We start from the raw sequence: 25,923 nt of genomic DNA on the forward strand, positions 1-25,923 counted from the left end.
CCTTTGGGAAGGCGCTGAAACGTCGTCAGAAGTGAGGGGCTGACGACTGCTTCAGCAAATTACTCCATGCCGACAACGCGGCGCGCGGCCTTGAGGTAGTTGGTGTTGGGCATTGCAGCAATGCCAAGGGCTTCTACCGCTTTCTTCATGCCTGCGTAGTCTTCACTTTCGCAGCAGGCCGATTCAAGCAGGGCACCGTTGAACCACACCTGGGCGTATTCGCAAATGATGCCTTCAACCGTGAAGCCATAGCGCATTTTTTCAACGCTGACGGCTGCCATATCCGGGTGCTTGCGCACCATTTCAATGAATTCGTCAATGCCGTACTGATCCTTATCAAGGGGCATTTCCACCTTGAGATGGGAAAGGATCACGGCCAGATCGGTCTTGGATACGGGAAATTGAAATTTGCCGCGGGGTTGAAAAATTTCATACCCTTCGGGGGTTTCGCCAACCTTGGTTTTGATATCCAGCAAGCCGTCGCGTACTTTAACGTTGGCTTCTGTGGTGTGCACCGACAGAAAGTATGTTTCAGCGGGCATTCTGCGGGCCTTGAATAGCACTGCACCGCAGCCCCACATGCTTGTTTTGACTTTTTCGATGATATCGTGACCGAAAACACGAAACTCTGCACGGGGAACGATTTTTTCGGCTTCAGCCGCAGATGTGGAAACGTTTTTAGCAAAGACGTCAGCCATGAGAACTCTCCTTGATCTACCAGCGGGTAAAGGGATGTTTGATGAGGTTGGAGTTGAAGTAGCGCGGGTCGCCGGTCACTTCATCACCAATCCAATCCGGTTTGCCGAACTTCTGGTCCTCGCTGGTAAGCTCGATTTCAGCCACGATAAGCCCCTGGTTGTCGCCGAAGAATTCGTCGATTTCCCACGTAAATTCGCCTTGCTTGATCTTGTAGCGCTTCTTTTCGATCAACGGCTTTTCGGCAAGGTCGTCCAAAAGAGCGTTGCAGTCGGCGAAGGGGATCTCGTACTCGTACTCTGCCCGAGTGGCGCCCACAGTGATGCCCTTGATGGTCAGGAACGCCTTGTCGCCCACCGTGCGCACACGAACGGTGCGTTCTTTGGCGCTGTTGAGGTAGCCTTGACGATACATGGTGCCCTCTGCCAGAGCGCGCCATGCTTCTCCCTTTATAAGGAATTTGCGTTCAATTTCTTTAGCCACTGTATTCTCCTTGGATTTCATAAAAACGTCTTGTTGACGTCTGTGCTAACGTAGCTCTGCCAGGCACAAGATAAAAATCAGAAGTACCTGCGTTATTCATAAGCTATATTTATGATTCACCGCTGATGTATATTACTTTCATAAGACGAACTTATATTTTGTATGTTTTATTTTTATTGTACAAAGTGGAACATTATTTGTCATAATTTGCCAAATAACCTTATTTGTTTACAAGGAGTCTATATGTTCAAAATGTTCAGACTGATTCCACTGTTGGTTATGAGTGTATTGTTGTCTGCTGCTGTCGCGCTGGCTGCCGATACATCCCAGTATGAGAATAATGTTGCGGCCTGGAAGCCTTACGGTTCTGTGAATGGCCTTGAGTATAAAATGGCCCTTGACCCGGCATTGTTTGCTACAGACAAGCCAAAGGCTTCTTTCAACAAACTTTGGGGTGCTCTGTCTGCTTCAGCCTCTCAAAACGGCTTTCTGCTGACCAAATCAGAGAAGGGCGAGGTGCGGCTGCGCATGCGAAGCTATTATGATACGGACAATCTGGCCTTGCGGGATGCGGGATTTGTCGTGCGCATTACCACCAATTATAAAAAGGATGGCAGCGCAAAAGAAGGCAGAAGGCTCACAGTGAAAACATCCGGCAAGGATCCTGCCTTTATTCTCGGGACGTCTCTGGACCCTGTGGGCATCAAAGGGGAAATTGCCGCAGAAGATCATCCCTACCTCGACGCGCAGGGCAATATGGGCACCAGGCTGGAAAAAAGCGTTAACATACGCGGTGATGGAAATACGTTCGGTGATCTTGACCGTCCGCGTCTGCAGCAGTTTTCACGCTTTGTGCCTGCGCTTGCCAAGAGCGGCCTTGCCGCCGATACCATCCTCAAGTCTGTAAATGTCTGCACCTATTCGGCAAAGATGGGGTCTGTGGATCTTGCTGGGGTTGAGGCGGAAATTGCGTTTGAAGCGTGGACAGCTTCCTGGGGCGGTGATCCCATAGCGCTGGAGATTTCTTTCAGCATTGATGATCAGGACTATTACTCCATCCCCAAAGTCGTAGCCGCTGGCAATGAGTTTTACCGTAAGGTGCTGATGCAGGGCCTTGGTCACATGAAGCTGTCTGATGGCGGAAAATTCAGCGGTTCCAAGTTGAAGATGCTGCGGGATATTCAATAGAACTTTTTGCTTTTAAAAATGTTCTGTTGCCGAGGAAGATAAGCAGAACCAAACGATTCAGCACAGCATAATTTGCCGCAAGGTAATTTCAGCCTACTATTCTATAGCAGATCTAATGCCGTTGATTTTCTATATCTGTATAAAAGCTCCTTGTTCGGACGGGTTTCGTATGAGGAGCTTTTTTTATGGGGTGTTAATTGGTTGGGGTAAGGAACACGTGCAGTTGGGCGAAGTTCATAATTTGAAATCTGACCCAGATTTGAAACGGACATGGGTGGACAGCCCAGTCGGGTATGCCATTGATAATTACAACTCATGTTTTATCGTCGCAAGTAGATATTGTGAGGAGAGGTATTTGAAGAATAGTAAGTTTGTAAAATAAAATTTTAATGATCAAAACAATTCATAATTTACTATTTTAACTAAATATAAACTGTGATTATTGTAATGATAAAGATTGATTATTTTATAGTAGTTGAAGGAATATGTTAATAAAAAGCAGAATAATCTTCTGAAATTTGAAATAGTAAGAAAATTTGTCGCAGATTTTGTTTAATGCTCAAGATCGTTTCAACGATGTAATTAATCAAGGGGAATGGTATGATAAAAAATGTTGCTCCATTGTTGGGGAAATGCGTTGGCTGTTTGAGCATAGCCTTACTTACAACCACATTGGCATTTTCATGTTGCTTTGCAGCGCCCTCTTCGTCTGCAGCAATTCTTGTTTTCGGGCACAAAAACCCTGACACAGATAGTATTGTGGGCGCACTGGCTGCAAGTCATTTGCTGAATAAAACAGGCAGGCCTGCCATTGCGATGTCACAGGGCAAGGCGAATCCTGAAACGGAATTCGTGCTCAAAAAATTTGGCCTTTCCATGCCCACTATGCTTGGCCCTGTTACTGGCAGGTCTGTGGGAATTGTGGATTTTAACGATGCAGCGCAGGGGCCGGATGGTCTCAAAGAAACCTCTTTGGTCTTTATTGCCGACCACCACAAACTTGGGGGATTGAGTACAGCTGCTCCGCTGGAGGCGTGGTTGCTGCCGCTAGGCAGCGTAAATACCGTTCTCTATGAAATGATGCATTTTTATAAAGTAGACATCCCCAAGGATCTCGCTGGCGGAATGCTATGTGCCATTCTTTCTGATACAGTTATGTATCAATCTGTTACCACCACAGAGCGTGACAAGGCTGCTGGCAATGCATTGGCCAAGATTTCGGGAGTGCCCGACCAGAAGGCTCTAGCTCACGAGCTTTTCAAGGCGAAATCAGCTCTGGATGGCGTTTCGCCCCGCGAAATGGTGCTCCGCGATTACAAAAAATTTGAAATGAGTGGCACCCCTGTGGGAGTGGGGCAGCTTGAGGTGCTTTCTCTGGATATGCTGGAGGGAAAGAAAGAAGACCTGCTGGCCGCAATGGCCCAAATCAAAAAAGAAACGGATCTGAATAGCATTTTCCTTATGCTTACTGACATCGGCAAACAGGGTACAGAAATGCTGGCGATAAGCGATGATCCCGCGCTTCCGTCAATGGCCTTCAAGACTGAATTTAAAAATTCGTCTGCCTGGCTGTCCGGTGTAATGAGCCGTAAAAAACAGGTGATCCCATTTCTGGAAGAAGTGTTTAAGAAATAGCGACAGGGTTTGACGCGCGCCAGTGGCGATAGATTGTTACCAACATTTGATTCCATAGGGAAAGCCAGTCACCTGAATGCGGCGGTGCAACTTTGGCCTGTCTGATGTTATGCCCACGCCAGGAGCATAGTTTTAGTTGGAAGCCCCGGTGAGTTTAGCTGGGGCTTCTTCTAAACTATCTATCAATTAATAAGCGGTCTTTATGAGGCGCATAGTTTTTATTAGGGCCAACACATTGTTAAAGTTATAGCAGTAAGCAGCCATACTCAGCGTCGATTCTAACACCTATGCCTGACAAATTATGACTGTGCTTTGTCTTGTTTTATATATTAAGCTATTTCATATTGTTACGAGTAATATTTTGTCCATTTTTTGCAGGTAGATCAAGGATAAGATATCAATTGCGCCCACACTGACAGCCATTGCGAAAGGCCCTGCAGTAAAGCAGGAATTATTTCATTGAGTTATAAGTTGAAGTAAGTTTGTAGTAAAAATTTTTTAGATATTCAAAATGGTTATGTAAATAATAAATTTGATTTCAATTATTATTCCGAAACAACCTCTGGCGCCTTGTATCCGCACAAACTAACTGATAGTTATCAATACATATAGTCGCTGCGTTAGTTGGCAGCGAAAATGCTTGGGTAACAAAACTCACTCAAGAACAAGAATCTCTCGCCAGCACACATCACAGGCTAGTGTAGCTGTTTGCCCCTTCTGCAAAATCTTACTCTCTTACGTAGAGTGTTTGAACGCCACCTCTCTGCTTTTTAAGTCAAATTTCTTCGTCGGTGCTTCGCTCAACGCGAAGTTTACTCCGGCATTCTTCAAATAAGGAGAGCACTATGCATCTTACTCCGCGAGAATTGGACAAACTGATGATCCATACTCTGGCCATGCTGGCTCTGCAGCGCAAGGCCAAGGGGCTCAAACTCAACCATCCTGAAGCCGTGGCTGTTCTGTCTGCTGCTGCCCTGGAAGGCGCGCGTGAAGGCAAAACAGTAGAAGAGGTTATGGACGGCACCAGAAAGGTGCTCACCAAGGACGATGTTATGGACGGCGTGGCCGACATGATTCCTATCGTGCAGGTAGAAGCCGTGTTCACTGACGGCAGTCGTCTGGTTACCATCCATCATCCTATCAACTGAGCAGGAGGCCGGACATGTCGCAAGCTTCATCCAAGGCCCCCGTGGGCGGCGTCATCTACTCTGATACTCCCATTGAATTTAACGAAGGGCGTCCCACCGTGACGCTCAAAGTACGCAATACCGGCGACAGACCCATCCAGGTTGGCTCGCATTATCATTTCTTTGAAGTGAACAGAGCTCTTGAATTTGACCGTGCAGCCGCTTACGGCATGCGCCTCAATATTTCAGCCACCACCGCCATCCGTTTTGAACCCGGGGACGAAAAAACCGTCAGTCTGGTGGCTATTGGTGGTACGGCCAGCACTTTCGGGTTTAACAACTTGGTGGACGGTTGGACAGGCAATCCCCATCTCAAGCCTATTGATGTCAAGAATGCCATAGACATAGGCTTCAAAAACTCCAAGTAATTCCACGGTTGTGCCAGCGAACGCGCTGGCTAACGCAAGGAGAATATTATGCCCAAGATTTCCCATCAGGAATACGCAACTCTGTTTGGCCCCACCGTTGGCGATAAAATCCGTCTGGGCGACACTGATCTCTATATAGAAATTGAAAAAGATCTGCGCGGATACGGCGACGAAGCCGTGTATGGCGGTGGCAAGACCCTGCGTGGCGGCATGGGCGGCGACGCCCGCATGACCCGTGATACGGGCGTGCTTGATATTGTCATTACCAATGTCACCATCGTTGACCCTGTGCAGGGCGTCATCAAGGCAGACGTAGGCATTCGCGATGGCAAGATTGTTGGCATCGGCAAGGCTGGCAATCCCTCAATGATGGACAATGTGGACCCCAACCTTGTGTGCGGCAATGCCACTGACGCCATTTCGGGTGAACATCTCATTCTCACTGCTGCGGGCATCGATACCCATATTCACATGATTTCTCCCCAGCAGGCTTATGCGGCGTTGTCCAACGGCGTAACCACCTTTATTGGCGGCGGCGTTGGCCCCACTGATGGCACCAACGGCACCACCATCACTCCCGGCTCGTGGAATCTAGCCAAGATGATCAAGGCCGCCGAAGGTCTGCCCATCAATATGGGGTTTCTGGGCAAGGGCCACGCCTACAACGCGGCGCCACTTGTAGAGCAGATTGAAGCCGGGGCCGTGGGCCTCAAATGTCACGAAGACTGGGGAACCACGCCCGCGCTGCTGCATGCAGCTCTGAGCGTGGCCGACATGATGGATGTGCAGGTTTCGGTACATACCGACACCCTGAACGAAGCGGGCTATGTTGAAGACACCATCGCCGCTATCGATGGCCGCGTCATCCACACCTATCACACCGAAGGCGCTGGTGGTGGCCATGCTCCTGACATCATCAAGGTGGCGTCTTATCCCAATGTGCTGCCCAGCTCGACAAATCCGACTTTGCCTTACGGCGTAAATACGCAGGCAGAACTGTTTGATATGATTATGGTTTGCCATAACCTCAATCATAACGTGCCTTCAGACGTGGCTTTTGCTGAAAGCCGCGTGCGCGCTGAAACCATTGCGGCTGAAAATGTTTTGCATGATATGGGCGTGATTTCAATGTTCTCAAGCGATTCTCAGGCTATGGGCCGTGTGGGCGAAAACTGGCTGCGCGCCATTCAAACCGCTGATGCTATGAAGGCAGGACGCGGCAAGCTGCCTGAAGACGCACCCGGAAACGACAACTTCCGTGTGCTGCGCTATGTGGCCAAGATTACCATCAACCCCGCCATTACCCACGGTTTCAGCCATTTGCTGGGTTCTGTGGAAATTGGCAAGGTTGCCGACCTCGTATTGTGGGAACCCGCCTTCTTCGGTGCCAAACCCAAGATGGTTATCAAGGGCGGCATGATCAACTGGGCCAATATGGGGGACCCCAATGCCTCTCTGCCCACACCGCAGCCCACCTATTACCGTCCTATGTTCGGCGCTTATGGCAAGGCCCTCACAGACACGCGCATCACCTTTGTTTCCCAGGCCGCGGCTGAAAGGGACATCAAGAGCAAGTTGGGCCTGTGCAGCATGGTTGAACCCGTCAAACGCATCCGCAGCCTGTCCAAGCACGATCTGGTGCGCAACGGTAAAACTCCGGTCATTGATGTTGACCCGGAAACCTTTGCCGTCAAGGTAGACGGCGTGCATGCAACGGTAAAACCTGCCAGCAAGGTTGCCTTGGGACATCTGCATTTCTTCAGTTAGGGCAGCCGGGCTTTGCATTGAGCTGTCAAACTAAGCTGAGCTTGCCGATACCAAGCATTTTGGTTCTGACAAACTTTGTTTTGACTGCCACCGCACTGTGGCGGGATGGCCAATGGAAAAGCGAAAATGGTCTGGAGCTTACCTCCTTTGATACATGAGCTTCCGGGGGGCATAAGCCCCCGGAAGCAACAAAATATATACAAGGAAAGATCATTATGCAGTTGGTTGAACACGTTCTTGGCAATGTTGAAGACGTTCTTTGGAAAGAAAAACTCGCCGATGCCATTATTGATGTTCTTGAGCTGAGCCAGTGGGACGCACAAAAAAATCGCCTTCGCAAGCAAAGCAAGGGGGGGCGTGTTGTGGCTGTATCCCTTGATCGCGATGAGTTTTTGCATAACGGCGATGTGCTTGTTTGGGATGAAGAGTCAAAAAGCGCCGTGGTCTGCAAAATAGATCTTTGTGAAGTGCTGGTGGTGGAGCTGGAAGCCTTGACGGAGCTTGATCCGGGCATTCTGGTTGAGCGCAGTGTGGCCCTTGGACACGCGCTTGGCAATCAGCATTGGCCTGCCGTGGTGCGTGAAGGAAGAATTTATGTGCCGATGTCCGTGGACAGGACAGTCATGAACTCTGTCATGAACACGCATCATTTCGCTGGGGTACGCTACAGCTTTGTGCCTGGTGAAGAGGTGGCGGCCCTGCTTTCTCCTTCGCAGTCACGCAGACTGTTTGGCGGCAGTGAACGCCCCGTTGATGCGCGCACTCACGGCCATTCGCACAAGCCAGTGACTATCCTTGATGAAGATACCAACCATGAGCACAAGCACCCGCGTGAGCGCGATCAGGAGCACCACCACGAGCATGGTCATCATCACCATCACGAACACGAAGATGATCATGAGCATAAGCATCATCACCATCATGACGGTGATGATCATAAACACCACCATCATGACCGCCACGGCGAAGATCATCACCGCAAGCATGAGCATGATGGTGGGCATGAGCATAAGCATGATCACGCCGATGGACATCAGGACAAGCACCATAATCATGACCATCATGAGCATCATGGCCACAAGCACGGTCACTGCCACGACCGCAAACATGATGGGTAGGGTATGACAAACCCACAAAAATCACGGCGTACTGCCAATGGAAAGACTACCGGACAGGTGGAACCATCAGAGGCGGCATCTTGCCAAAGCACCTCCACCTCTTCTGTTTCAGGCTTGTCCGGCCAGATAGGCGGTGGCGTACTTTCATTGGTGCGTATGATGCAGTTTGGTGATTCGACACTGCCCATTGGTGCCTTCGCTTTTTCCAACGCTTTGGAGTCGGCTGTTCAGAAAGGCATAGTGCGGAACGCGCAGGATTTGCAGGATTATACAGCCTGCGCCATTGAGCAGACCGCCACAAGCGACGCCATCGGCCTTGCCTGGGCCATACGCTATGCCACACAGGACGCCTGGGACGATCTCGTTATGGTGGATCACGAAGTGCATTGTCGTCGCCTGCCTGAAGAGTCACGGCTTATGTCTGTACGTATGGGCAAAAAACTTGTGGAAATGTGTCTGAGCACCACGGGCCTGTCAGGCCTGGATATCTGGCTCGGGCGCATCAACGCACACGAAACGCCTGGCACCTATCCCGTAAGCCTTGGTTTGTTATTCAGCCGCATGGGGCTTCCTGTGCAGCAGGCTCTGGTGGTGCACCAGTATGGCCTTGCTGCAACCATTCTCAATGCGGCCTTGCGGCTTATGAGAGTCACTCATCTGGATACGCAGCGCATTTTATTCCGGCTTATGGAAACCCTTGACCGTCAGTGCGCCGTGGCTTCTTCGGCTCCGCTTGAGCGCATGTCCACTTATGCTCCCATGTCTGAAATCCTTGGGGCAGTACATGTGAAAGCCCACGTGCGCATGTTCATGAACTGATTGTTCCGCTTGTTCCATAAAAAACGGCTGGGCAGTGTGCTGAAATGCCCGGCAGCCAAAAATACAAGGATGTTTTCGTGAAAAAGATTACGCGCATTGGCGTGGGCGGGCCTGTCGGCTCCGGAAAAACGGCGATCATTGAGGCGGTGACTCCCGTTCTTATCAAGCGCGGTTTCAAGCCGCTCATTATTACCAACGATGTGGTCACCACTGAAGACGCCAAACATGTGCAGCGTACCTTGGCTGGCGTACTTGACGCTGACCGCATTGTGGGTGTGGAAACCGGAGCTTGCCCGCACACCGCCATACGTGAAGACCCCAGCATGAATCTGGCTGCCGTTGAGGATCTGGAAACGCGCTTTCCTGACAGCGACCTCGTATTCATCGAAAGCGGCGGCGACAACCTGACCCTGACCTTCAGCCCGGCTTTGGCGGATTTTTTCATTTACGTCATTGACGTGGCGGCGGGAGACAAAATCCCCCGCAAAAATGGCCCCGGCGTTTGTCAGTCGGACATTCTGGTCATCAACAAGGAAGACCTTGCTCCTTATGTGAACGCCAGTCTTGAAGTTATGGACCGCGATTCACGCCTTATGCGCGGCGATAAACCCTTTATCTTCACCAATTGCATGACAGGAAAAAATATTGAAGAGCTCACGGACATGATCGTGCGCGACGCGCTCTTTGATTACGAGCCAGGCCCGAAGGGAGTCTAGCATGAACGCACCAGCATACCTGCTTACGCCACAGGCGGCTCTTCTGGCGCGCCAGGCCACAAGTGATGGGAGCAGCCGCTCCCGGGTGGAGCTTGCCAGGGAGGAGCTGGGCCGCATTTGTGAAGAGGCCGTGGAATGCAGCCCCTACCGGGACGAACCAATACAGATGCAGAGCGGGGCCGTGGGTAAATATGGCTACCTGCGTCTGGGGTTCCGCAAGGAGGCTGAGGGGCACAGCCGCCTGTATGATATTGACAGGCGTGTGCCCTTTTTAGCGCAGCGTGGTCTGTATTGGGATCAAGGGCTGCCTGGCATGCCTTGCATCTTCATTATCAGCACTACAGGCTGCGTTATTCAGGGTGACCGCATGTACCTTGAAATAAATGTGGAGCCTGAAGCTATGGGCCATGTGACCACGCAATCCGCGACCAAGGTTCACATGATGGAAGCCAACTATGCGGCCCAGTATCAAAAAATAACGGTGGAGCAGGGGGGCTACCTTGAATTCATGCCTGATCCCCTCATCCTGCACCGCGACACGCGCTTTCTTTCCGAGACACGCATTGAAATTTCGGAAAGCGCATCAATGATTTATTCAGAAATTCTGCTGCCTGGCAGAAAGTACCATCATGAAAAAGAGCTTTTCGGATTTGACCTTTTTTCTTCGCGAATCACAGCCATTCGGCAAGAAAGCGGAGAAAAAATATTTGCCGAAAAATTTGTGCTGGAGCCAAAGGTAGCGGGAGTGCTGGGCACGGGCGTCAACAACGGATTTGAGGTTTTCGGCAACGTGGTGCTGCTCACCCCGCCGGAAAATGCCCTCAAGGTCCGCGATGTTGTGGGGGCTGATGTGGACTTTGCCAATCGCATCGCCTTCGGGGCTTCCGTGCTGCCTGGCGAAAATGGTCTGGTCTTCAAGGTGCTCGGCGATACTTCCGAATCTGTACGGGCCAAAGTCAGAGAATTTTGGGGCACGGCCCGTGAAGTCATAACGGGCGCGTCGTTGCCCGCAGAATTTCTATGGCGTTAGAGCTTCTGCTTTGCAGTCATTCTTTTGGGAACTTCTCCATTTTGCCGACTGCCAGAGTTAGCAGCATATAACCTTGGGGAAAATTTTACCCCTGCAACGTTTCAAACGGACAAAACTGGAGGCAGTGTTATGAGCACAGCCAGTGATTCGCCCGCCAACTGGTGGAATGACGTAGCGGCTAATAATCCGGCGCTGCATTTTGTAGACGTGCTGCTGCGTGGCGTGGGGCAGGTCATGTTTCAAAACAACCCCCTCACCGGCCTGCTGTTTCTGGCAGGCATCTTTTGGGGAGCCTACAGCGCTAATATGCCCGCTGTGGCTTGGGGCGGCCTGCTTGGACTTCTCATGGGCACGCTGACGGCCTATGCGATCAACGCCCCCAAGGAAGACATCAGTATTGGGCTGCATGGCTACAATGGCGTACTTGTTGGGGTGGCTTTGCCTACCTTTTTTGCCCCCACTCCCATTTTGTGGGCCTACATAGTAGCCGGGGGCATTTTTTCTACTATTCTTATGTTGGCTATAGCTCGTGTGTTCAAGACCTGGAAGGTGGCCGCCATGACGGCTCCCTTTGTTATAACTACGTGGTTTTTGATGTTCGCGGCTTACAACTTTGCCAACATCAAAATTTCAGGCCTTCCTCATGCCAGTATTTCTGTACAGCCAACAGACATTTATGCCGTTACCATGCCAGAATTCTGGAAAGCATCCTTTGCCGGAGTTTCGCAGGTTTTTCTGATCAATAACGTGGTTACGGGAGTCCTTTTTCTGCTGGGGCTGGCCTGCAATTTTGTGTGGGCGGCCATTTTTGCCTTTCTTGCTTCTATGCTCGCTGTGGGCACTGCCCTTTTTTTGGGAGCGGGAACCACAGCCATCGTGGCTGGCCTCTTTCAGTTCAGCGCAGTGCTGACAGCCATCGGGCTGGGAACGACCTTCTATCGTCCGTCTTGGCGTGTGGCCATTTACGCTATTGTGGGAACAATTTTTACCGTGGTGGCCCAAGGTGCCTTGAACGTCGTGCTCAATGTTTACGGCGTGCCTACACTTACCTTTCCCTTTGTAGTGGCTGCATGGATATTCCTGCTGCCAAATCTTGATCTGGTGCCAGAAACGCATAGAAACTAGGGCGTTTTTACCTTGAAATACTCTGGTGGGGTGTGAGTATCCGACTGTCGTAAGGTGCAATCACCCCTTCAGCAGCCACCAGCAGGTTTGCTGATGCAATCAAAATATTGTGGAGGAATTATGCCAGTTCTGAATTCGGGTGATACCGCTTTCATTCTTTTGTGCACAGCCTTGGTCTGCGTCATGACGCCCGGCCTGGCCTTCTTCTACGGTGGTTTGGTCAGGGCCAAGGATGTACTGACCATCATGATGCAGAGCTTCATATCTATGGGGATTGTGGCTCTTATCTGGATATTTGGCGGCTTCAGTCTGGCTTTTGGCCCTGACATAGGAGGCGTCATTGGCGATATTACCTACCACTTTGCCTTGGACAAGGTGGGCGGTGATCCCAGCCCGATATATGCACCCACCATTCCCTTTATTATGTTCTTTGCCTACCAGATGATGTTCGCCATCATCACTCCTGCCCTGATAACAGGGGCCTTTGCCGGGCGGTTCAACTTTAGGGGTTACTTAAAATTTCTGATACTCTGGACTGTCGTAATCTATCTGCCCGTCTGCCACTGGATATGGGGCGGAGGCTGGCTGGCCAAGCTTGGCGTAGTGGACTTTGCAGGCGGCATTGTGGTGCATGTGAGCGCGGGCTTTTCTGCCCTGGCTACCGTGGTTTATCTTGGGTGGCGCAAGGACGTTAAACCCGGCCAGGAAGTTGCACCCAATAACTTGCCCTTGGTCGCCGTAGGGGCTGGGCTGCTGTGGTTCGGCTGGTTTGGCTTCAATTCCGGTGGGGCCTATGCCGCCAATGCTCTTGCCAGCTATGCCTTTGTAAACACCACTGTGGCGGGTTCTGTGGCTATGGTCGTCTGGCTTGCCCTGGACTGGTCGCTTTCGCGTAAGCCTTCATTTGATGGTGTCCTTGTGGGCGCTGTGGCGGGCCTTGCCACCATTACCCCTTGCGCGGGGTATGTAGATCCCTGGGCTGCCATAATCATCGGTGCAGCGGGGGCAACGGTGTGCTATTTTGCCAAAATAGTGCAGCAGCGCCTGCACTTTGATGATGCCCTTGAAGTTTGGCGCGCCCACGGTATGGGCGGAGTCACAGGTTCGCTGCTGTTGGGCGTGTTGGCCAGCAGGACCATTGACGTGGTCAATGCCAGCTCCCATCAGTTTCTTATGCAACTGCTTGGCGTTGTCAGCGTGGCAGCGTATTCCTTCGTTGTTACCTATATCATCCTCATAGTCATCAATGCTATCGGGCCTATCCGCGTGCCTGCTGAAGAGCAGATAAAGGGATTGGACGAAAGTCTGCATGGCGAAGAAGCCTACAAGCTGTAGGTCTGGATCAATTATAATAACGAAGGGGAGGCTCATACAAGAGCCTCCCCTTCGTTATTTGCAGTTTTTTCAAGGTGCTGTAGCCGTTTCTACATGAAAAAAGGGTTACACCTTTCGATGTAACCCGTATTTTTCATTTGGCGTCCCCAAGGGGATTTGAACCCCTGTCGACGGCGTGAAAGCCGTGTCGCCTGCGCTTGCCGCCCTTGATTTTCCTTGTGTTGACGTGCCCCGATAGGCACGGAAATGCAGACAAATACCCCTCCCATTGTAACCAAGCAATGTAACCAAGCTGCCCGCCTTTTGAGGGCTGACTTTGTGCACGCTTGCGTTCTCTCTCCACCCTCTGCGCCCTTGCCGCCACTGGCCGGGGGCGTCCCCCTATCCCCCCTTAATCTTCGGCCCGCCAGAGAAGTCCAATGCGCGCCCCTGCGCTCTCCGGCAGCCTGCACACCGTTAAGGTACTCCGCTAGCAATACATACCCAACGGTGGTGTACCCTCAGACTTTGGTCGCGATCTGCGGAAAATTATTCGCGGAAAAACGGAAAAGTCTGAGACCTCGACTCACGCCCATTGAAAAGAATAATTATTATAATTTCAGGTAGTTACGTTATGGCAAATAAAAAAGCCAAAGATGTGGCCGCGCAGGTCGCCGAACGAGTGCAGCAGGAAGCGGAAAACTTGCGTTTGGAAGCTGCTCAAAAAGAAGCAGCAAATAACCGCAAGCCGGTTGCCGTGCGCCAGCTTGAGATTTCTGACTCCGAGCTGATTGGCTACCTCAATGAGAACCGTATAGGCGATGCAAAATTATATTGCCGCCTGCACCGTGGGACTGTGGTTTTCGTGAAATACTGGGAGCGTTTTCTTGTTTGGGTCGGCCATCATTGGGCCGAAGACCACTATGACCGCGCGTATAACAAGGTTGAAGACGTCTGCGCCCTGTATCTCCGACTTGAAAAAAGCAAGAGAACCGAAGCGGCAGAGTCAGACGATAAAGACGAGCGCGCCGCCATCGAGGCCGTGGCCGAAATGGCAAAGCGCCGCGTCAACCTGCTGCGCGACAAGAACGGGCAAGAGAACATTCTGCTCATGGTTCGGCGTGTAGAAAACCCGCTCACCGTATTGCCCAAGCTCTTGGATAAGAAGCACTATCTCAAGGCCTGCCCTAACGGCGTGATTGACCTGCGAACAGGCGAACTGCTTCCCGGCAATCCGGCAGACTACCTGCTGCATTCCATCGCTACGGAGTACGACCCGGCACTTGTACTGCAAGAGGCGTCACCCTGCCCGGAAGTGGACGCCTACCTGCTCGCCTCGATGGACGGCGATCAGGAGCTTGTGGAGTATATCTGGCGGTTGCTCGGCAGCGCGCTAATTACCAAGCGCCGGGATCACGTCTTTGTGATCTTCCATGGAGAACATGGGCGCAACGGAAAGGATACGCTCATCAAGCTCATCACCCACGTCCTGGGCGGTGATCTGTCTGGTGACGTCCCCGTTGAAATGTTCCTGCAAACATCCCAGGTGCGCAATTCGTCGGCACCATCGCCAGATGTCCTTATGCTCCGGGGCATGTGTATAGCGTGGATTAACGAGGCCGAAGGCGGTCAAAAATTCGCTCTGTCCAAGCTTAAAAAACTCACAGGCGGTGGCTTTATCACGGCGCGCGGCCTGCAAGACAAGGCCATGACCACATGGGAGCAAACCCACACGCCCATCATGACCACCAACGAGCTACCATCGGCCAAGGCTGATGATGCCGCGTTCTGGTGCCGTACGCAGATTCTCAAGTGGCCGCTGTCATTCGTGGATGAACCCAAAGAAAGCTACGAGCGCTCAGCCGACAAAAATCTGGACGAAAAGCTGCAGGCCGAAGCCAAGGGGGTGCTTGCCCGCATGGTCAAGGGCGGGCTGCAGGTGCTCAAGGATGGCCGTCTTATCGTGCCAGAGAAAATCAAGCAATGGACAAATGAGCAACGAGAATCGTGGGATGATGTAGGTGTATTCCTAAACGAATGGTGCATCCTTGAAGACAAGCAAGAAGACCCAATACGCTACAAAACAAAGATTGAAGCCAGCGAACTGCATAAGGCTTTTGTGCTTTGGTACCAGTTGTACAGAGGTGCAAAGGCCATTCAAGCACGAACATTTGGCATCCTACTGAACAAAAAAGAAATTCCTGTAAAGCGCAGCAATGGTAGCTGGCGTCTTGGCGTGGCCCTCAAGGAAGAAGCCAAGGACGCGCTGCGCGATGCTGGCAACAAGGACTATTAGTCATGTCCAGTAATGCCCGGCTTATTTGCATACGTAACATGCTGTTTTTATGTGCATATACATAGAAATGGACACAAGGACACAACAGTTAATGTTTTCCATGCGCCACCTGCGCTGGTGCGTTGTGCGTGTAAAATACCCTGCTGTTTATGTCCTTATGTCCATTTTATAAAAATATTAAATAAATTAAGATAGTAATAAGAAAAGAAAGGCGGACAGAGGCGGACATAATGAGCAAGCTCTTGGATTTTTATCGCGCTCGATTCCCTGGTGAGAAGGTCATTCGCCGCCAAGGTAGAGATGGATGGAACGGGCCATGCCCGCTCTGCACGGGTGATGCCGGAAAGTCTGACCGCTTCATGGTCTGGCCTGAACGCCGTGAACGCGGCAGCAATCGGCGTGGCCCGGTGTGCATAGAGCACGACATTCCCGGGATCTGGTCGTGTCGGAGATGTGGAGCTGGTGGTGATTCCATTGCCTATTTGGTCAAGTGTGAGGGCATGGAATTCAAGGAAGCCTGCGCGGAGCTGGGTATAGAGGTCAAAGCGAGTGAGCGGACATGGCGCCGATCAGCCCCCAAAGAGCCCGTTCACAGCGCATGGCGCCCCACAACATGGGAGCTTCCGGGCGAAAAGTGGACGGAATACGCGGGCAAGCTTGTATCAGAAGCACATAGCCATCTCATGGGGTTAGGCGGCAATCAATGGCTTTCCGCGCGCGGCATTGGCCTGCCAGAAATTGAAGCTTACAAGCTTGGTTTGCTCACGGCTGAAAATGACCGCATCCCTGGCCGCATTCGGCTCCGCTCTGTGCTCGGCCTTGAGCCTAAGATAGACGACAACGGCAAGACGAAAACTCACATGCTCATTCCCCGCGGTATCATCATTCCTACCTTTGACACAGCGGGCCGAGTCATTGCCGTGCGTATCCGCAGGCACAAGCCGGATTATACTCACACGTTGCCCGATGGGACGGTATCGGCCAAAGCTAAATACCTTGCGCTTGAGGGTTCTTGCCGTGGGCCGTTTCTCCTCAAATCCAGCCTGCCGCCAGAGCTGGCAGTGTACTTTATCGTTGAGGCCGAGCTTGACGCCATGCTCATCCATGCAATGAGCGGTGGCGTGGTGGGGACGCTTGGTCTGAGATCAAACCGCATCAAACCGGATTCGGTATCCTATCCTCTGCTGCAGGCTGCCAGCCGTGTGTGCCTGGCGCTGGATTATGACGCCGCTGGTGCACAGGCCATCGAGTGGTGGACCAACTCCTTCAACTCCTCAGCCCGCCGCTGGCCCACTCCTATCGGCAAAGATCCCGGCGATGCCTTTGCCCAGGGGGCTGACCTTCGCCAATGGATAGCCGAGGCCTTGCCGCCATCGGTCACTCTGCCTGGACAAGGCGCAGACCTGTCCGGTGGCAGCATAGCACAAAACGCATATGACCACCAAGCACCAACAGAATGTGGACATATGGACTCATTTTCGTCTGGGTTGGATTGTGGGGGGGGCTGGGCAAGCCCAACAGCTTGTACCCCCGAAAAGAAGGAAGTTGCCACTTCTGAACCGGCCAGCGAAAAAGAGGCGGAATCCTCATCGGCGGAGAATACATTGCATCTGTGGGACGCCGAGGGCGGCACGGCTGAATCTTTGGATGAACAGGATCGGGTCGCTCTTGAATCTATGCTTTCCGGATATTCCCCTTTGAGTCTTATCCCCATCTATGTGGGTCGCGCTGCGCTTGTTTGGCGGCATTGCCCACAGATAATTTACGTTAAAGGTTATGGCTGCCACACGCAGCACGTCATTGGCTTCGCCCTTCGGCGCGGTTGCTCCCTTACGGCATCTCTGCATGCAGCCTTGGTCGAATTGCGCGGGATGGAACGCACTTCCCAATTTTTCCCCATGTGGCTACGCGACCACAAAGAAGAAATAATAACCTCACGTAATTTTTTATTCATTGATTGAGGTGTAGTCTATGGACGCTGCAAAAATCTTGAAGAATGCCCGTGAGGTGCTTGCCTATGTTGAAGAGAACGGACGCAAGCTCAAGAAAACAAAGCTGTATGAGGATATACAACTAGGGCGCCTGCCCAAGCAGCCGGACGGCACCTTTAGCCGCCGCAGGGTTGACCGCTACATGGCCTCCCTACCTACAACCGGCACGTCCGACACTGTTGCGGAACAGGCGGCAGACCGCCTGCGGCGTAAGGAAGAGGCCGATATACGGCGCGCAGAAGCTCAGGCAGGCAAAGAAGAGTTCAACCTGAGCATTAAGAAAGGGCTCTATATATCGCGCGAGGCTGTACATGCCGAGCTGGCTGGCCGTGCGCTTACCCTCGCCGCAAGCATCAAGACGGCCTTTGAAGCTCACGTTCTTGACATTATTGCTACAGCCGAAGGCAATCCCAAAAAGAGTCAGGCTCTGGTCGCACGGCTGGAAAGTGTCTTTGATGAAGCCCTCTCCGAATACAGCCGCGAAATGGATATTACAGTGGAATTGAAGCCCGATGACGGCGAAGCCGAGTCATCGGAGAGTGATGGCGATGATCAGCAATAACCTATCTGCTATCGGGGCACGTCCACTTCCTACCAGTGAAATAAAATGGAGCAAATGAATGAGCCAAACAACCCTGCTGCCTTTGCCGCCTGTGGAACGCCGCAAGTACATCAGAGCGACCATTCCAGCATGGTTTCCCCCATTCCTTCGCGAGGCCGTGCAAGGTCTCGCCAAGGATGGGGGCAAGATTGATTTTGCATTTTCGCGCGGTGAACGTCAGGTGTTGCGGCGGCGCAAGCCCATACCAGTCAGCCAATGGGCAGAAAAATACCGCGTTGTTGAAATGAGCGCCATTCCTGGGCGCTGGCACAACCAGTTCACGCCGTACCTTGTAGGCATAATGGACACGATGGCCTAAGCCCCTGGGCAGTTTGTCTTGCGCATACGTTCCAGCACAGCCAGCTTACGGCCATCCGTCGTACCTTTGACCTTGCTTTTGCACCGGGCCGGTACGAAGTCCGCGGCCGACGCACCAGCGACAGTACGGCCGCAGATGGCCGTACTATGGACGTGGTGCAGTGGGAGTCGGCCAAGGCATTTCTGCCGGGCTCATTAAGTTACGACCAGTCCGGGGTAGCCGTAAAAATACAATCTACCAACGCCCTGTCGCAAAACGCGGCAAATAAATTCAGCGTCATCCAGACCCGCAAACTGCCCTTGTATGACAGGGCCGCGCAAGCTTGGACAGCCCCGCAGCCCACGAGATCCTATGCTGCTGCCATGTCGCACATAATCAAAGCCGAGTATGGCGGCAACAGGCGCGACAAGCAAATAGACCTTGATGTGTTGTGGGGCGTTATCCAGCCGGAGCTTAGCAAGCGTAGCTGGAATTTTGATTGCTGGATCGACGGTCCTTATGACGTCTGGCAGCTCATCGTGGAGCTTTCCCAGGCGTATCTTGTGATGCCGCGCCTGCACGGCACAGTGGTGTCCTTTTCCTTTGATCGTCCTAACCGCCCTGTGCGCCACGAATTTACGCCGTACAACATTGTGCGCGGCAGTTTCCAGCCGTCTTGGGGCACCTACTCCGACCAAAGTCCTGACGATGTGCAGGTGTCATACCTGGATGAGGATGCGGGCTTTGCCAGCCGTGACGTGCGTGCCGTGCTGCCCGAAAGCGAGGGGCGCAAACCTGCCCAAAAAACGTATCTTGGCATCGTCAACCGCAATCATGCTCACAAAATAGGCTTGGCTTATGCCGCCCGTAATCGTTATCGCCGACTGTCGTGGGAATTTGAAACAGAGGGCATGGGGCGGCTGCTCAATGTCGGCGATGTTGTGTCGCTCTCCCATCCGCGCCTGCGTGATACCGCTTACGGGCAGGTCTGCGGATGGCGTGAGGACACGCTGACAATCCTCACTACGGGCAAAATCAGGACAGAGAATGCCGAGGGTAATCTGTATGTCTCGCTGACGCGGCGGGATGGCGCACCTTGGGGACCTGTCAAACTGTCCAATTGGTCAACAAGCAGCATGACCTTTGACCCGGAAGACTACGCCTTGCTTATTACTCAAGGGCAAGGGTCTCCTTTTGACTGGTTGACCGGGGGCGAAGATCGGCAGGCTACGGTCTGGACGCTCCATGCTGCACGCGAATATAGCCGTAGGGCAATTATCAAAAATGTTGTCCCGGTCAGCCTGTATCGGCATAAAATCGTTTGCATGAACGATCATCCCGGAATTGATGATTTTATGTCGATAGCGACGCCGCCGTGGGAACACCGTTCCGCTTTGCCTGAAACGCAAGAACTTACGGCCCCGCAGGCATTGCGCGGGCACATTGGCGGCACATCTGCAGCCCCCATACTTATAGCCTCATGGCTGCCAGTTAAAAGCGCGCAGAGTTATCTTGTGGAGGTATCAACTGACGGCCTCACATGGGCATCAGCCGGGCGCACTACCGTAAATGCGTTTGAAGCGCCTGTTGTTGTAGGCAATGTGTGGGTGCGTGTGTGCGCGCAACGACAAGATGAGCAGAGCCCGTGGGCGTCCTGGCATGGTGACACGACAATAACCGTGCCTGCCGCCCCCGCGCCGGAGCTGATTCAGCCCTATACGGGTGCGCGCCTGTCTATCGCTTGGCCGCGTGTGTCTGGCGATCCCTCATACGTGGTGCATATCGTGCCGGATGCCATGACTGCCCCCGTCCGTACGGCACCGCTTGCCCAAACAGATTATATTTACACTCCTGTGTTGGGCGTGGATGACGACGGCCCGTGGCGAAAAATGCGGGTTGACGTTTTCGCCGTCAATGCAGCCGGGGAAAGCCCGGCGGGCAGCGTGGCAGTGTATGACGCACCGCCCGCGGTCATTGGCTCATTCCAGGGCGTTGTGTCCGCCGCAAGTGTAAAACTGTCAGGCGTCACTGTTACAGGAGAGCACACAGGCTTTGTGCTTGTGCGTGGGCTGACGCCTGACTTTGATGCTGCTGGCATTGCCGAAAGTCGCGTTGTCGGAAGCCTGCCTTACACCTGGGACGGCCTTACCCCGACAGCCCAATACCATTTTCGCATTGCGGCCAAGGACGCTTTTTTTGATGTGTCGGGAGACTTTGCATCGCTGATTTACAGCGATGTCATAACCATAACCACGTTAGCGGGGTAACTATGGCAACGGCAAAATACGTCTGGCCAGACTGGATGCCGCCCCCTGAAAAAGACGGCTATAATTTGCAGCCTGTAGACCGCCGGACAAAAACAGAAATGGAGATCGGCGGCATTGTTAGGGCCGAATACGATACGGACGAAGCAACGTGCCAATGCAGGCTTACGCTGTCCGAAATGGAATCTGCTTGGTTTGAGGCTTTTGAAGCAAATCTGCTCAAGCAGGGGACAATCTGGATAGACATGCCGCTCTGGTCTGCAGGGCAGGTTACGCGACACGTCGTGCGCTTTAAAGATCGGCCCAAAATCACTGGCTTTGTCGGCCTGCATACTGTGTACGATTTTGCTCTTGATGTGTCTGGACGCAATTTGTGGTCTGCAGACGTGGTGGAATTTTTGGCCTTATACTCGCCGGATGCGGCGGTGTTGTGGAGTGACGCCCTGCATCCTGTCCTGCATATACAAGCCGTTGGCGTTACAGCGCTGCCGGATAACCTGCCCTGGGGGGGCTGATGGACCAAGCGACACTTGTACAAAAGATAGATCAACTATCTGGTGACATTGATTTGTTGCGCCGTGTTGTACACGGCACGGAAACCGAAACCGTATCGCTGGGTGGCGTTTCTACTCCGTCAGTACGCAAAATGATGGCAGATATTGACGTGAGAGAAAGCCAAACTGCACAAATTGCCATCGCCCAGGGCACGGATGCTGCCATAGGGCAATGTCAGGGGCTTGTTGATATTGTGCAAGCGTATGCCAACGATATTGCTGTAAACACACATGAGTCCGTGGCGGTGGAAGGTCAGGTTATTATTGACGTGACGCATGAGCCCTGGGGGCTCGCGCAATCTCTCAATAACATTGAAGTGTTTATTGATAGGAAGAAGCTACCGCCAAGCGCGCTGTCTCGCGTTAACGCCAAGGTATTATCGTTAAGCAGCCCTCTTAGTGAAGGGGCGCGTATCGAACTGCGTAGTGCTTCCTTTAATCCTGCGGCGACCTCTGACGCTGTAGCCGCCGCTGCAAATGCTGCAGCCACAGCTCAAGTGTGTCTTAATTTGGCTGATGTTTTTACTTCTGCTGTGAATGATTACGGCAGTGTGGCTGACGCTGTGGGAACAACCACGGATTACGGACAACTTTAAGGGGGATGTGATGTCAACAGCAGTACAAAGACGGCGTGGCACTACAGCACAGCATTTAATATTTGCTGGACTGCCCGGTGAAATTACAGTTGATACAGAGAAAAAAACGCTTGTGGTGCATGATGGCACTACGATGGGGGGCACGCCGTTGGCTAAGGCTCATGACTTGCTTGAAACAAGCAGTGCAGCCAATAATGCTTTAACAGCCGCTAACTCTGCAGCGTCAAAGGCTAATGAAGCCCTTGATCTCTTGAAAGACCTAGAAACTGGCATGCCCGCAGCGTTTATAGGTCTTGTTTTTGCGGTATATGCATCTGCCACGTATGTTCCGGGTGGGTGTGTTGTTCCTGATGGTGCGGAGTACACAAGAGCACAATTCCCGACATTCTATGACGATTACCTCGCTACTGGAAAAATACTATCCATCTCGTACTCCTCCTATGCGGGCGGCTTGGCAGCATATGGCAACTGCGGGTGCTTCGCTTTAGATCGGACGACCCAGAAGTTTCGCGTACCCTTTTGCAAAGATGGGGACGCCATCACTGTTGCGGCCAGTAATTCCCACCTTGGGAGTAGTGTGCAGGCGGGGGCCCCCAACATCCTTGCCCAATCAATAACTAGAGCTGATGCTGGTGTTGTAGAAACATCATTGGGTGGTCCTGTTGTGAGTGGTGCCTTCAAGCTGGGCCAGACGAAGCCAAAGGCTGTTTCTAACTATGCAGGCACGAGTTATGGCTTGGATTTTGATGCATCACTGGTTAGTCCGGTATATAAGAATGCTGCCACAACCATAACAACGGAGTCCATACAACTTCGACACTTCGTCGTCTTGGCATCAGCGTACAACAGTTCATCAATGATGGACTGGTCTGCTTATATGGATGGGCTGAGTGGGAAAGTAAATCGTGACCTGTCAAACTTGGCTACCGCTGCGGGTGAGGTCATAAGGTCCAACACAACTCTGCGTGACTTGGGCACACGCACTACAGCAGGCACGTGGACACTTACTGGCGTTATACCACATAGGGCACTCATTCTAGGCTGCTCTACAGGTTCGGCGTCTCTCCAACGGGCGGCCTTCAGAATCATCTCTGGTTCCTTAATAGGCAAATCCACATATTCTGTGGCTGGTAACGGTGCCTTTGTGTTTGGTCGTACTGATGGATTTATATCAGCTCCATCGTGTGTGTTTGACCCCACTGATGATACAGTGGTCATTGAAATTGGGGCCTTAGAAACTGGCGTAACCCTCTATGCGAGGCAAATATAATGTGGGTACTTAAAAACGATACCTTAGTTGTCAATGTTGATTCAGAAACAGACAGAGACAATCTGCTCTCTGCGGGCTACTCACTCCTCACGTCCGAACAAATTGCAGAGGCTGGCATGGTCGGCTATGAACATCTTGTCAGCCCCGTTAATACTGTCGTCAATGCTGACGGCAGTATTGCCTTTACGCCCCCTGCTCCTGATCCTATTGAACAGGTCGCTGCCCGTAAGCTCACCGCCATTGACGCAGAAACGTCTGCATCCATCACCGCTGGCTTTGATTATGTAATCAACGGTGATTCCTTGCGATTCAGTTACGATACGTTTGACCAGCAAAACTTTGCTGACAGTGCGAATGTAGCCCAATTGGTTATGGCTGGCGGCGAAGGCTTGCCTGCGGATGTTATCTGGAATGCCTACCGCAACTCCACGCCGGATTTCAAGGGGGAACTTGTGCGCCTGACGTTTGGCCCCGCTGATTTCATCGCGCTCTACACTGCGGGTGCCCTGGCGCACAAGGCAACCTGCATGGAACGCGGTGGGCAGCGAAAGGTTGCTGTGTCCGAAGCCTTGGCACGAGGCGCTACAGCCGTGGAGATTGAAGCCATATGACCCGCGCCGCCGTCTTCCTCCATAACGGCAAGCAACTGCTTATCGCCATTGACCAGGGCTTGAACGCCTTGACTGGCTTCATTGCAGCTATGCTCTGTCTGTTGCCGGGTTTTCGCCGGGCGGGCCTATGGTGGGCGGATGAAACAATCAGCGCGCACTGCTGGCGCTGGCACATCAACGGTGTCCGCTCATGGCCCTACAAGCTTGTGGACGCGGTGTGCTGGTGCGTGGGCGACAAAAACCACTGCGAGGCGTCGTACTGGTCTGAGGTAGAGGGCCGACAACTACCGCCGGAAATGCGGGATGCGATGAAGAAATGATGAAAGCCGGGGAAACCCGGCTTTCATTTTATACGTGGCAACCTGATTGCGAGTATAGCAGATATGAGATGACTGTTTGATAATTTGTTGGCATGTATTTATTGCATAAGCATAAGACGAGTTGTATATGATATTCAATAAAATATGATGTGTCGTTATGTTAAATAACTATAAGGAAGTGTTATATATGAATAATTTCATAGAGAGTTTTGAACGGACTGAATTTTCAGATCGCTTGCAAGGCGTTCTCGGCAGGAGCTTAATTATCGCAACCAGATTTGATAAAATGTGCACTAACTTATGCAAAGCAATAAAAATTAGCTCCATACTTTTAAAAGAAGGGAACACTGAAAAAACTTATGAAAAAATGAATGAGTTTTTTAAAAAACATATGAACCTTAACAGTAGTATAAATTTTTTTATGCTACCTAAAGATATATTATCTGTTTTACTCAATGCTAAAGATGCTAGAAACGAAATTGTTCATTCTTTGCCTAATGCCATAATAATTGGAGAAGACAGCACTGATGAAGTTTCTTTTATTGAAGAAACCAAAAAACTAGTTGGTGACGTCGTTGATGGTGATATTATCATATCAATATTTACTTGCGCGTATAATAAAGACCCTATACCAACTAAAGAATTTTTAGATGGCTATAAAGATAGCGTTCTTTCTTGGGTTGTTGAAGAATAGGTACCCTTTCACGACCTCCATCAAAGTAGTCAGTTAAGATTATTGGCCCCGCTTCGGCGGGGTTTTTTATTGTGCTGAAATAATTGTTTTTTGTGTACATTTGCCGCCCATATTGTATGAATGAATTATGTAATTCAATAAGTTATTCAAAGGGAGCAAAATATACAATTCGTCATTCTACCCCACCCCGGAAAAAGTAGCCCATGCCATGCTGGCAGACTTCACTCCCGAAGAAGAGACTCCTCATTAGGCAAGTAGGTTGACGCAACGATAGCGGTGTGCAACCAAGAACTACATATAAATATAAAGGAGGCGATATGAATTCACTTGGTACCCCTTCTGCAAGCGGTTACGTCAGGCTCTCAGAGCCTTTTTCTACGCAAACCTTCGACAACCTTATTGGCGACAGGAAAGTACTTGTTAAACGCCTCACAACATTGATTCAGAACACACACAGCCCCTATGTCATTGGCCTGAATTCGGCGTGGGGAAGTGGCAAAACATTCTTTCTGAACGCCTGGCGCAACTACCTCCACATCAAAAACCCTGAGGCTGTGTGCGTATATTTTAATGCTTGGAAAAATGACTGTTCAGGAGATCCGCTGACAAATTTGATGGCCGTAGTAAAAGAACAGGTAATTGACCCTGAAGAAAACGTTAAAAATCACTCTGCTCAAAGTGCTCAAGCTGTTGTGTCTACAGGGGCGAAACTTTTCAAATGGTGCGGACCAATAATGGCAGCTAGCGGGAACCCCATTGGCGGTGCGGCTATGGGACTTGCGGGCAAAGCTGGAGAGTGGATAATAAAACAAATTAAGGAGGTTAATGACGCTGCAAAAGATTTTTGCAGGGATCTAGAAAAATTTTCTACCGAAGTAAGAGACAGTACAAATTTTCCACTTTTTATCATGGTTGATGAACTTGACCGTTGCCGGCCAGACTATGCCATTGAGCTTCTTGAGCGCATAAAACACCTTTTTGA

General features: G+C 51.5%; 26 protein-coding genes. 23 read left to right on the top strand and 3 right to left on the bottom strand.

Annotation, left to right across the window (positions count from 1 at the left end):
- Nucleotides 1–59 precede the first annotated feature (59 nt).
- Together QM579_RS07985 and QM579_RS07990 are read right to left on the bottom strand one after the other, a co-directional pair.
- Complete coding sequence (locus tag QM579_RS07985) at nt 60–698, bottom strand: hypothetical protein (RefSeq protein ID WP_414998639.1); 639 nt, start codon at nt 696–698, stop codon at nt 60–62.
- Between the two features lie 16 nt (nt 699–714).
- Complete coding sequence (locus QM579_RS07990; protein ID WP_414998640.1) at nt 715–1,179, bottom strand: CYTH domain-containing protein; 465 nt, start codon at nt 1,177–1,179, stop codon at nt 715–717.
- Nucleotides 1,180–1,422: 243 nt separating this feature from the next.
- Here QM579_RS07990 and QM579_RS07995 point away from each other — a divergent pair, with 243 nt between their 5' ends.
- Nucleotides 1,423–2,367 carry a hypothetical protein gene (locus QM579_RS07995; protein WP_414998641.1) on the top strand — a complete coding sequence of 315 codons (945 nt, stop codon included), beginning with the start codon at nt 1,423–1,425 and terminating at the stop codon, nt 2,365–2,367.
- Between the two features lie 488 nt (nt 2,368–2,855).
- On the opposite strand, the gene QM579_RS08000 is transcribed toward QM579_RS07995, so the two are convergent.
- Nucleotides 2,856–3,116, bottom strand: coding sequence for a hypothetical protein (locus QM579_RS08000; protein ID WP_414998642.1), 261 nt, complete (start codon nt 3,114–3,116; stop codon nt 2,856–2,858).
- Between the two features lie 10 nt (nt 3,117–3,126).
- Between QM579_RS08000 and QM579_RS08005 the strand changes: the two genes are divergently transcribed.
- The 22 genes from QM579_RS08005 to QM579_RS08110 all read left to right on the top strand — a co-directional run.
- Nucleotides 3,127–4,002 carry a manganese-dependent inorganic pyrophosphatase gene (locus tag QM579_RS08005; protein ID WP_414998643.1) on the top strand — a complete coding sequence of 292 codons (876 nt, stop codon included), beginning with the start codon at nt 3,127–3,129 and terminating at the stop codon, nt 4,000–4,002.
- A gap of 845 nt (nt 4,003–4,847) precedes the next feature.
- Nucleotides 4,848–5,150 (top strand): urease subunit gamma, encoded by a 303-nt coding sequence (locus QM579_RS08010; protein ID WP_183717816.1) that lies wholly within the window; start codon nt 4,848–4,850, stop codon nt 5,148–5,150.
- Nucleotides 5,151–5,164: 14 nt separating this feature from the next.
- Nucleotides 5,165–5,557 (top strand): urease subunit beta, encoded by a 393-nt coding sequence (locus QM579_RS08015; RefSeq protein WP_414998644.1) that lies wholly within the window; start codon nt 5,165–5,167, stop codon nt 5,555–5,557.
- A 48-nt stretch (nt 5,558–5,605) separates the two neighbouring features.
- On the top strand, nt 5,606–7,324 hold the full coding sequence (locus QM579_RS08020) for an urease subunit alpha (RefSeq protein WP_414998645.1): 1,719 nt from the start codon (nt 5,606–5,608) through the stop codon (nt 7,322–7,324).
- 215 nt (nt 7,325–7,539) lie between these two features.
- A complete protein-coding gene (locus QM579_RS08025) occupies nt 7,540–8,442 on the top strand; it encodes an urease accessory protein UreE (protein WP_414998646.1) in 903 nt (300 codons plus the stop codon).
- Nucleotides 8,443–8,445: 3 nt separating this feature from the next.
- Nucleotides 8,446–9,261 carry an urease accessory protein UreF gene (locus tag QM579_RS08030; protein ID WP_414998647.1) on the top strand — a complete coding sequence of 272 codons (816 nt, stop codon included), beginning with the start codon at nt 8,446–8,448 and terminating at the stop codon, nt 9,259–9,261.
- Between the two features lie 77 nt (nt 9,262–9,338).
- A complete protein-coding gene (ureG, locus tag QM579_RS08035; protein WP_414998648.1) occupies nt 9,339–9,977 on the top strand; it encodes an urease accessory protein UreG in 639 nt (212 codons plus the stop codon).
- A 1-nt stretch (nt 9,978) separates the two neighbouring features.
- Nucleotides 9,979–11,007, top strand: a complete 1,029-nt coding sequence (locus QM579_RS08040) for an urease accessory protein UreD (protein WP_414998649.1) — start codon at nt 9,979–9,981, stop codon at nt 11,005–11,007.
- A gap of 129 nt (nt 11,008–11,136) precedes the next feature.
- Nucleotides 11,137–12,132 carry an urea transporter gene (yut, locus tag QM579_RS08045; protein ID WP_414998650.1) on the top strand — a complete coding sequence of 332 codons (996 nt, stop codon included), beginning with the start codon at nt 11,137–11,139 and terminating at the stop codon, nt 12,130–12,132.
- Nucleotides 12,133–12,252: 120 nt separating this feature from the next.
- Entirely contained in the window at nt 12,253–13,467 is a 1,215-nt protein-coding gene (locus tag QM579_RS08050; protein WP_414998651.1) for an ammonium transporter, read from the top strand.
- Between the two features lie 613 nt (nt 13,468–14,080).
- Nucleotides 14,081–15,742 carry a DNA primase family protein gene (locus tag QM579_RS08055; protein ID WP_414998652.1) on the top strand — a complete coding sequence of 554 codons (1,662 nt, stop codon included), beginning with the start codon at nt 14,081–14,083 and terminating at the stop codon, nt 15,740–15,742.
- A gap of 230 nt (nt 15,743–15,972) precedes the next feature.
- Nucleotides 15,973–17,703, top strand: coding sequence for a hypothetical protein (locus tag QM579_RS08060; protein ID WP_414998653.1), 1,731 nt, complete (start codon nt 15,973–15,975; stop codon nt 17,701–17,703).
- 10 nt (nt 17,704–17,713) lie between these two features.
- Nucleotides 17,714–18,295: a hypothetical protein gene (locus QM579_RS08065; RefSeq protein ID WP_414998654.1), complete on the top strand. Its 582-nt coding sequence runs from the start codon at nt 17,714–17,716 to the stop codon at nt 18,293–18,295.
- Between the two features lie 58 nt (nt 18,296–18,353).
- Nucleotides 18,354–18,653, top strand: a complete 300-nt coding sequence (locus QM579_RS08070) for a hypothetical protein (protein WP_414998655.1) — start codon at nt 18,354–18,356, stop codon at nt 18,651–18,653.
- Nucleotides 18,599–20,899, top strand: coding sequence for a host specificity factor TipJ family phage tail protein (locus tag QM579_RS08075; protein WP_414998663.1), 2,301 nt, complete (start codon nt 18,599–18,601; stop codon nt 20,897–20,899). The genes QM579_RS08070 and QM579_RS08075 overlap by 55 nt, the downstream gene beginning before the upstream one ends.
- A gap of 2 nt (nt 20,900–20,901) precedes the next feature.
- Nucleotides 20,902–21,411 (top strand): hypothetical protein, encoded by a 510-nt coding sequence (locus QM579_RS08080; protein WP_414998656.1) that lies wholly within the window; start codon nt 20,902–20,904, stop codon nt 21,409–21,411.
- Nucleotides 21,411–22,046, top strand: coding sequence for a hypothetical protein (locus QM579_RS08085; RefSeq protein WP_414998657.1), 636 nt, complete (start codon nt 21,411–21,413; stop codon nt 22,044–22,046). The genes QM579_RS08080 and QM579_RS08085 overlap by 1 nt, the downstream gene beginning before the upstream one ends.
- Nucleotides 22,047–22,056: 10 nt before the next feature.
- Complete coding sequence (locus QM579_RS08090; protein WP_414998658.1) at nt 22,057–23,316, top strand: hypothetical protein; 1,260 nt, start codon at nt 22,057–22,059, stop codon at nt 23,314–23,316.
- Entirely contained in the window at nt 23,316–23,927 is a 612-nt protein-coding gene (locus QM579_RS08095) for a hypothetical protein (RefSeq protein ID WP_414998659.1), read from the top strand. Before QM579_RS08090 ends, QM579_RS08095 begins: the two co-directional genes overlap by 1 nt.
- Nucleotides 23,924–24,247, top strand: coding sequence for a pseudouridine synthase (locus QM579_RS08100; RefSeq protein WP_414998660.1), 324 nt, complete (start codon nt 23,924–23,926; stop codon nt 24,245–24,247). Before QM579_RS08095 ends, QM579_RS08100 begins: the two co-directional genes overlap by 4 nt.
- A gap of 187 nt (nt 24,248–24,434) precedes the next feature.
- Nucleotides 24,435–24,941, top strand: a complete 507-nt coding sequence (locus QM579_RS08105; protein WP_414998661.1) for a hypothetical protein — start codon at nt 24,435–24,437, stop codon at nt 24,939–24,941.
- Nucleotides 24,942–25,258: 317 nt separating this feature from the next.
- Nucleotides 25,259–25,923 (top strand): P-loop NTPase fold protein (locus QM579_RS08110; RefSeq protein ID WP_414998662.1); only part of this gene is annotated, 665 nt, incomplete at its 3' end.

The organism is Desulfovibrio sp. (genome assembly GCF_047607245.1).
GTDB lineage: Bacteria > Desulfobacterota > Desulfovibrionia > Desulfovibrionales > Desulfovibrionaceae > Desulfovibrio.

Bases quoted from the DNA above. Each gene is read 5' to 3' on its own strand.
- QM579_RS07985 (WP_414998639.1), bottom strand. From the start codon at position 698: ATGGCTGACGTCTTTGCTAAAAACGTTTCCACATCTGCGGCTGAAGCC.
- QM579_RS07995 (WP_414998641.1), top strand. From the start codon at position 1,423: ATGTTCAAAATGTTCAGACTGATTCCACTGTTGGTTATGAGTGTATTG.
- QM579_RS08010 (WP_183717816.1), top strand. From the start codon at position 4,848: ATGCATCTTACTCCGCGAGAATTGGACAAACTGATGATCCATACTCTG.
- QM579_RS08015 (WP_414998644.1), top strand. From the start codon at position 5,165: ATGTCGCAAGCTTCATCCAAGGCCCCCGTGGGCGGCGTCATCTACTCT.
- QM579_RS08020 (WP_414998645.1), top strand. From the start codon at position 5,606: ATGCCCAAGATTTCCCATCAGGAATACGCAACTCTGTTTGGCCCCACC.
- QM579_RS08025 (WP_414998646.1), top strand. From the start codon at position 7,540: ATGCAGTTGGTTGAACACGTTCTTGGCAATGTTGAAGACGTTCTTTGG.
- QM579_RS08030 (WP_414998647.1), top strand. From the start codon at position 8,446: ATGACAAACCCACAAAAATCACGGCGTACTGCCAATGGAAAGACTACC.
- QM579_RS08040 (WP_414998649.1), top strand. From the start codon at position 9,979: ATGAACGCACCAGCATACCTGCTTACGCCACAGGCGGCTCTTCTGGCG.
- yut (WP_414998650.1), top strand. From the start codon at position 11,137: ATGAGCACAGCCAGTGATTCGCCCGCCAACTGGTGGAATGACGTAGCG.
- QM579_RS08050 (WP_414998651.1), top strand. From the start codon at position 12,253: ATGCCAGTTCTGAATTCGGGTGATACCGCTTTCATTCTTTTGTGCACA.
- QM579_RS08055 (WP_414998652.1), top strand. From the start codon at position 14,081: ATGGCAAATAAAAAAGCCAAAGATGTGGCCGCGCAGGTCGCCGAACGA.
- QM579_RS08060 (WP_414998653.1), top strand. From the start codon at position 15,973: ATGAGCAAGCTCTTGGATTTTTATCGCGCTCGATTCCCTGGTGAGAAG.
- QM579_RS08065 (WP_414998654.1), top strand. From the start codon at position 17,714: ATGGACGCTGCAAAAATCTTGAAGAATGCCCGTGAGGTGCTTGCCTAT.
- QM579_RS08070 (WP_414998655.1), top strand. From the start codon at position 18,354: ATGAGCCAAACAACCCTGCTGCCTTTGCCGCCTGTGGAACGCCGCAAG.
- QM579_RS08080 (WP_414998656.1), top strand. From the start codon at position 20,902: ATGGCAACGGCAAAATACGTCTGGCCAGACTGGATGCCGCCCCCTGAA.
- QM579_RS08085 (WP_414998657.1), top strand. From the start codon at position 21,411: ATGGACCAAGCGACACTTGTACAAAAGATAGATCAACTATCTGGTGAC.
- QM579_RS08090 (WP_414998658.1), top strand. From the start codon at position 22,057: ATGTCAACAGCAGTACAAAGACGGCGTGGCACTACAGCACAGCATTTA.
- QM579_RS08095 (WP_414998659.1), top strand. From the start codon at position 23,316: ATGTGGGTACTTAAAAACGATACCTTAGTTGTCAATGTTGATTCAGAA.
- QM579_RS08100 (WP_414998660.1), top strand. From the start codon at position 23,924: ATGACCCGCGCCGCCGTCTTCCTCCATAACGGCAAGCAACTGCTTATC.
- QM579_RS08105 (WP_414998661.1), top strand. From the start codon at position 24,435: ATGAATAATTTCATAGAGAGTTTTGAACGGACTGAATTTTCAGATCGC.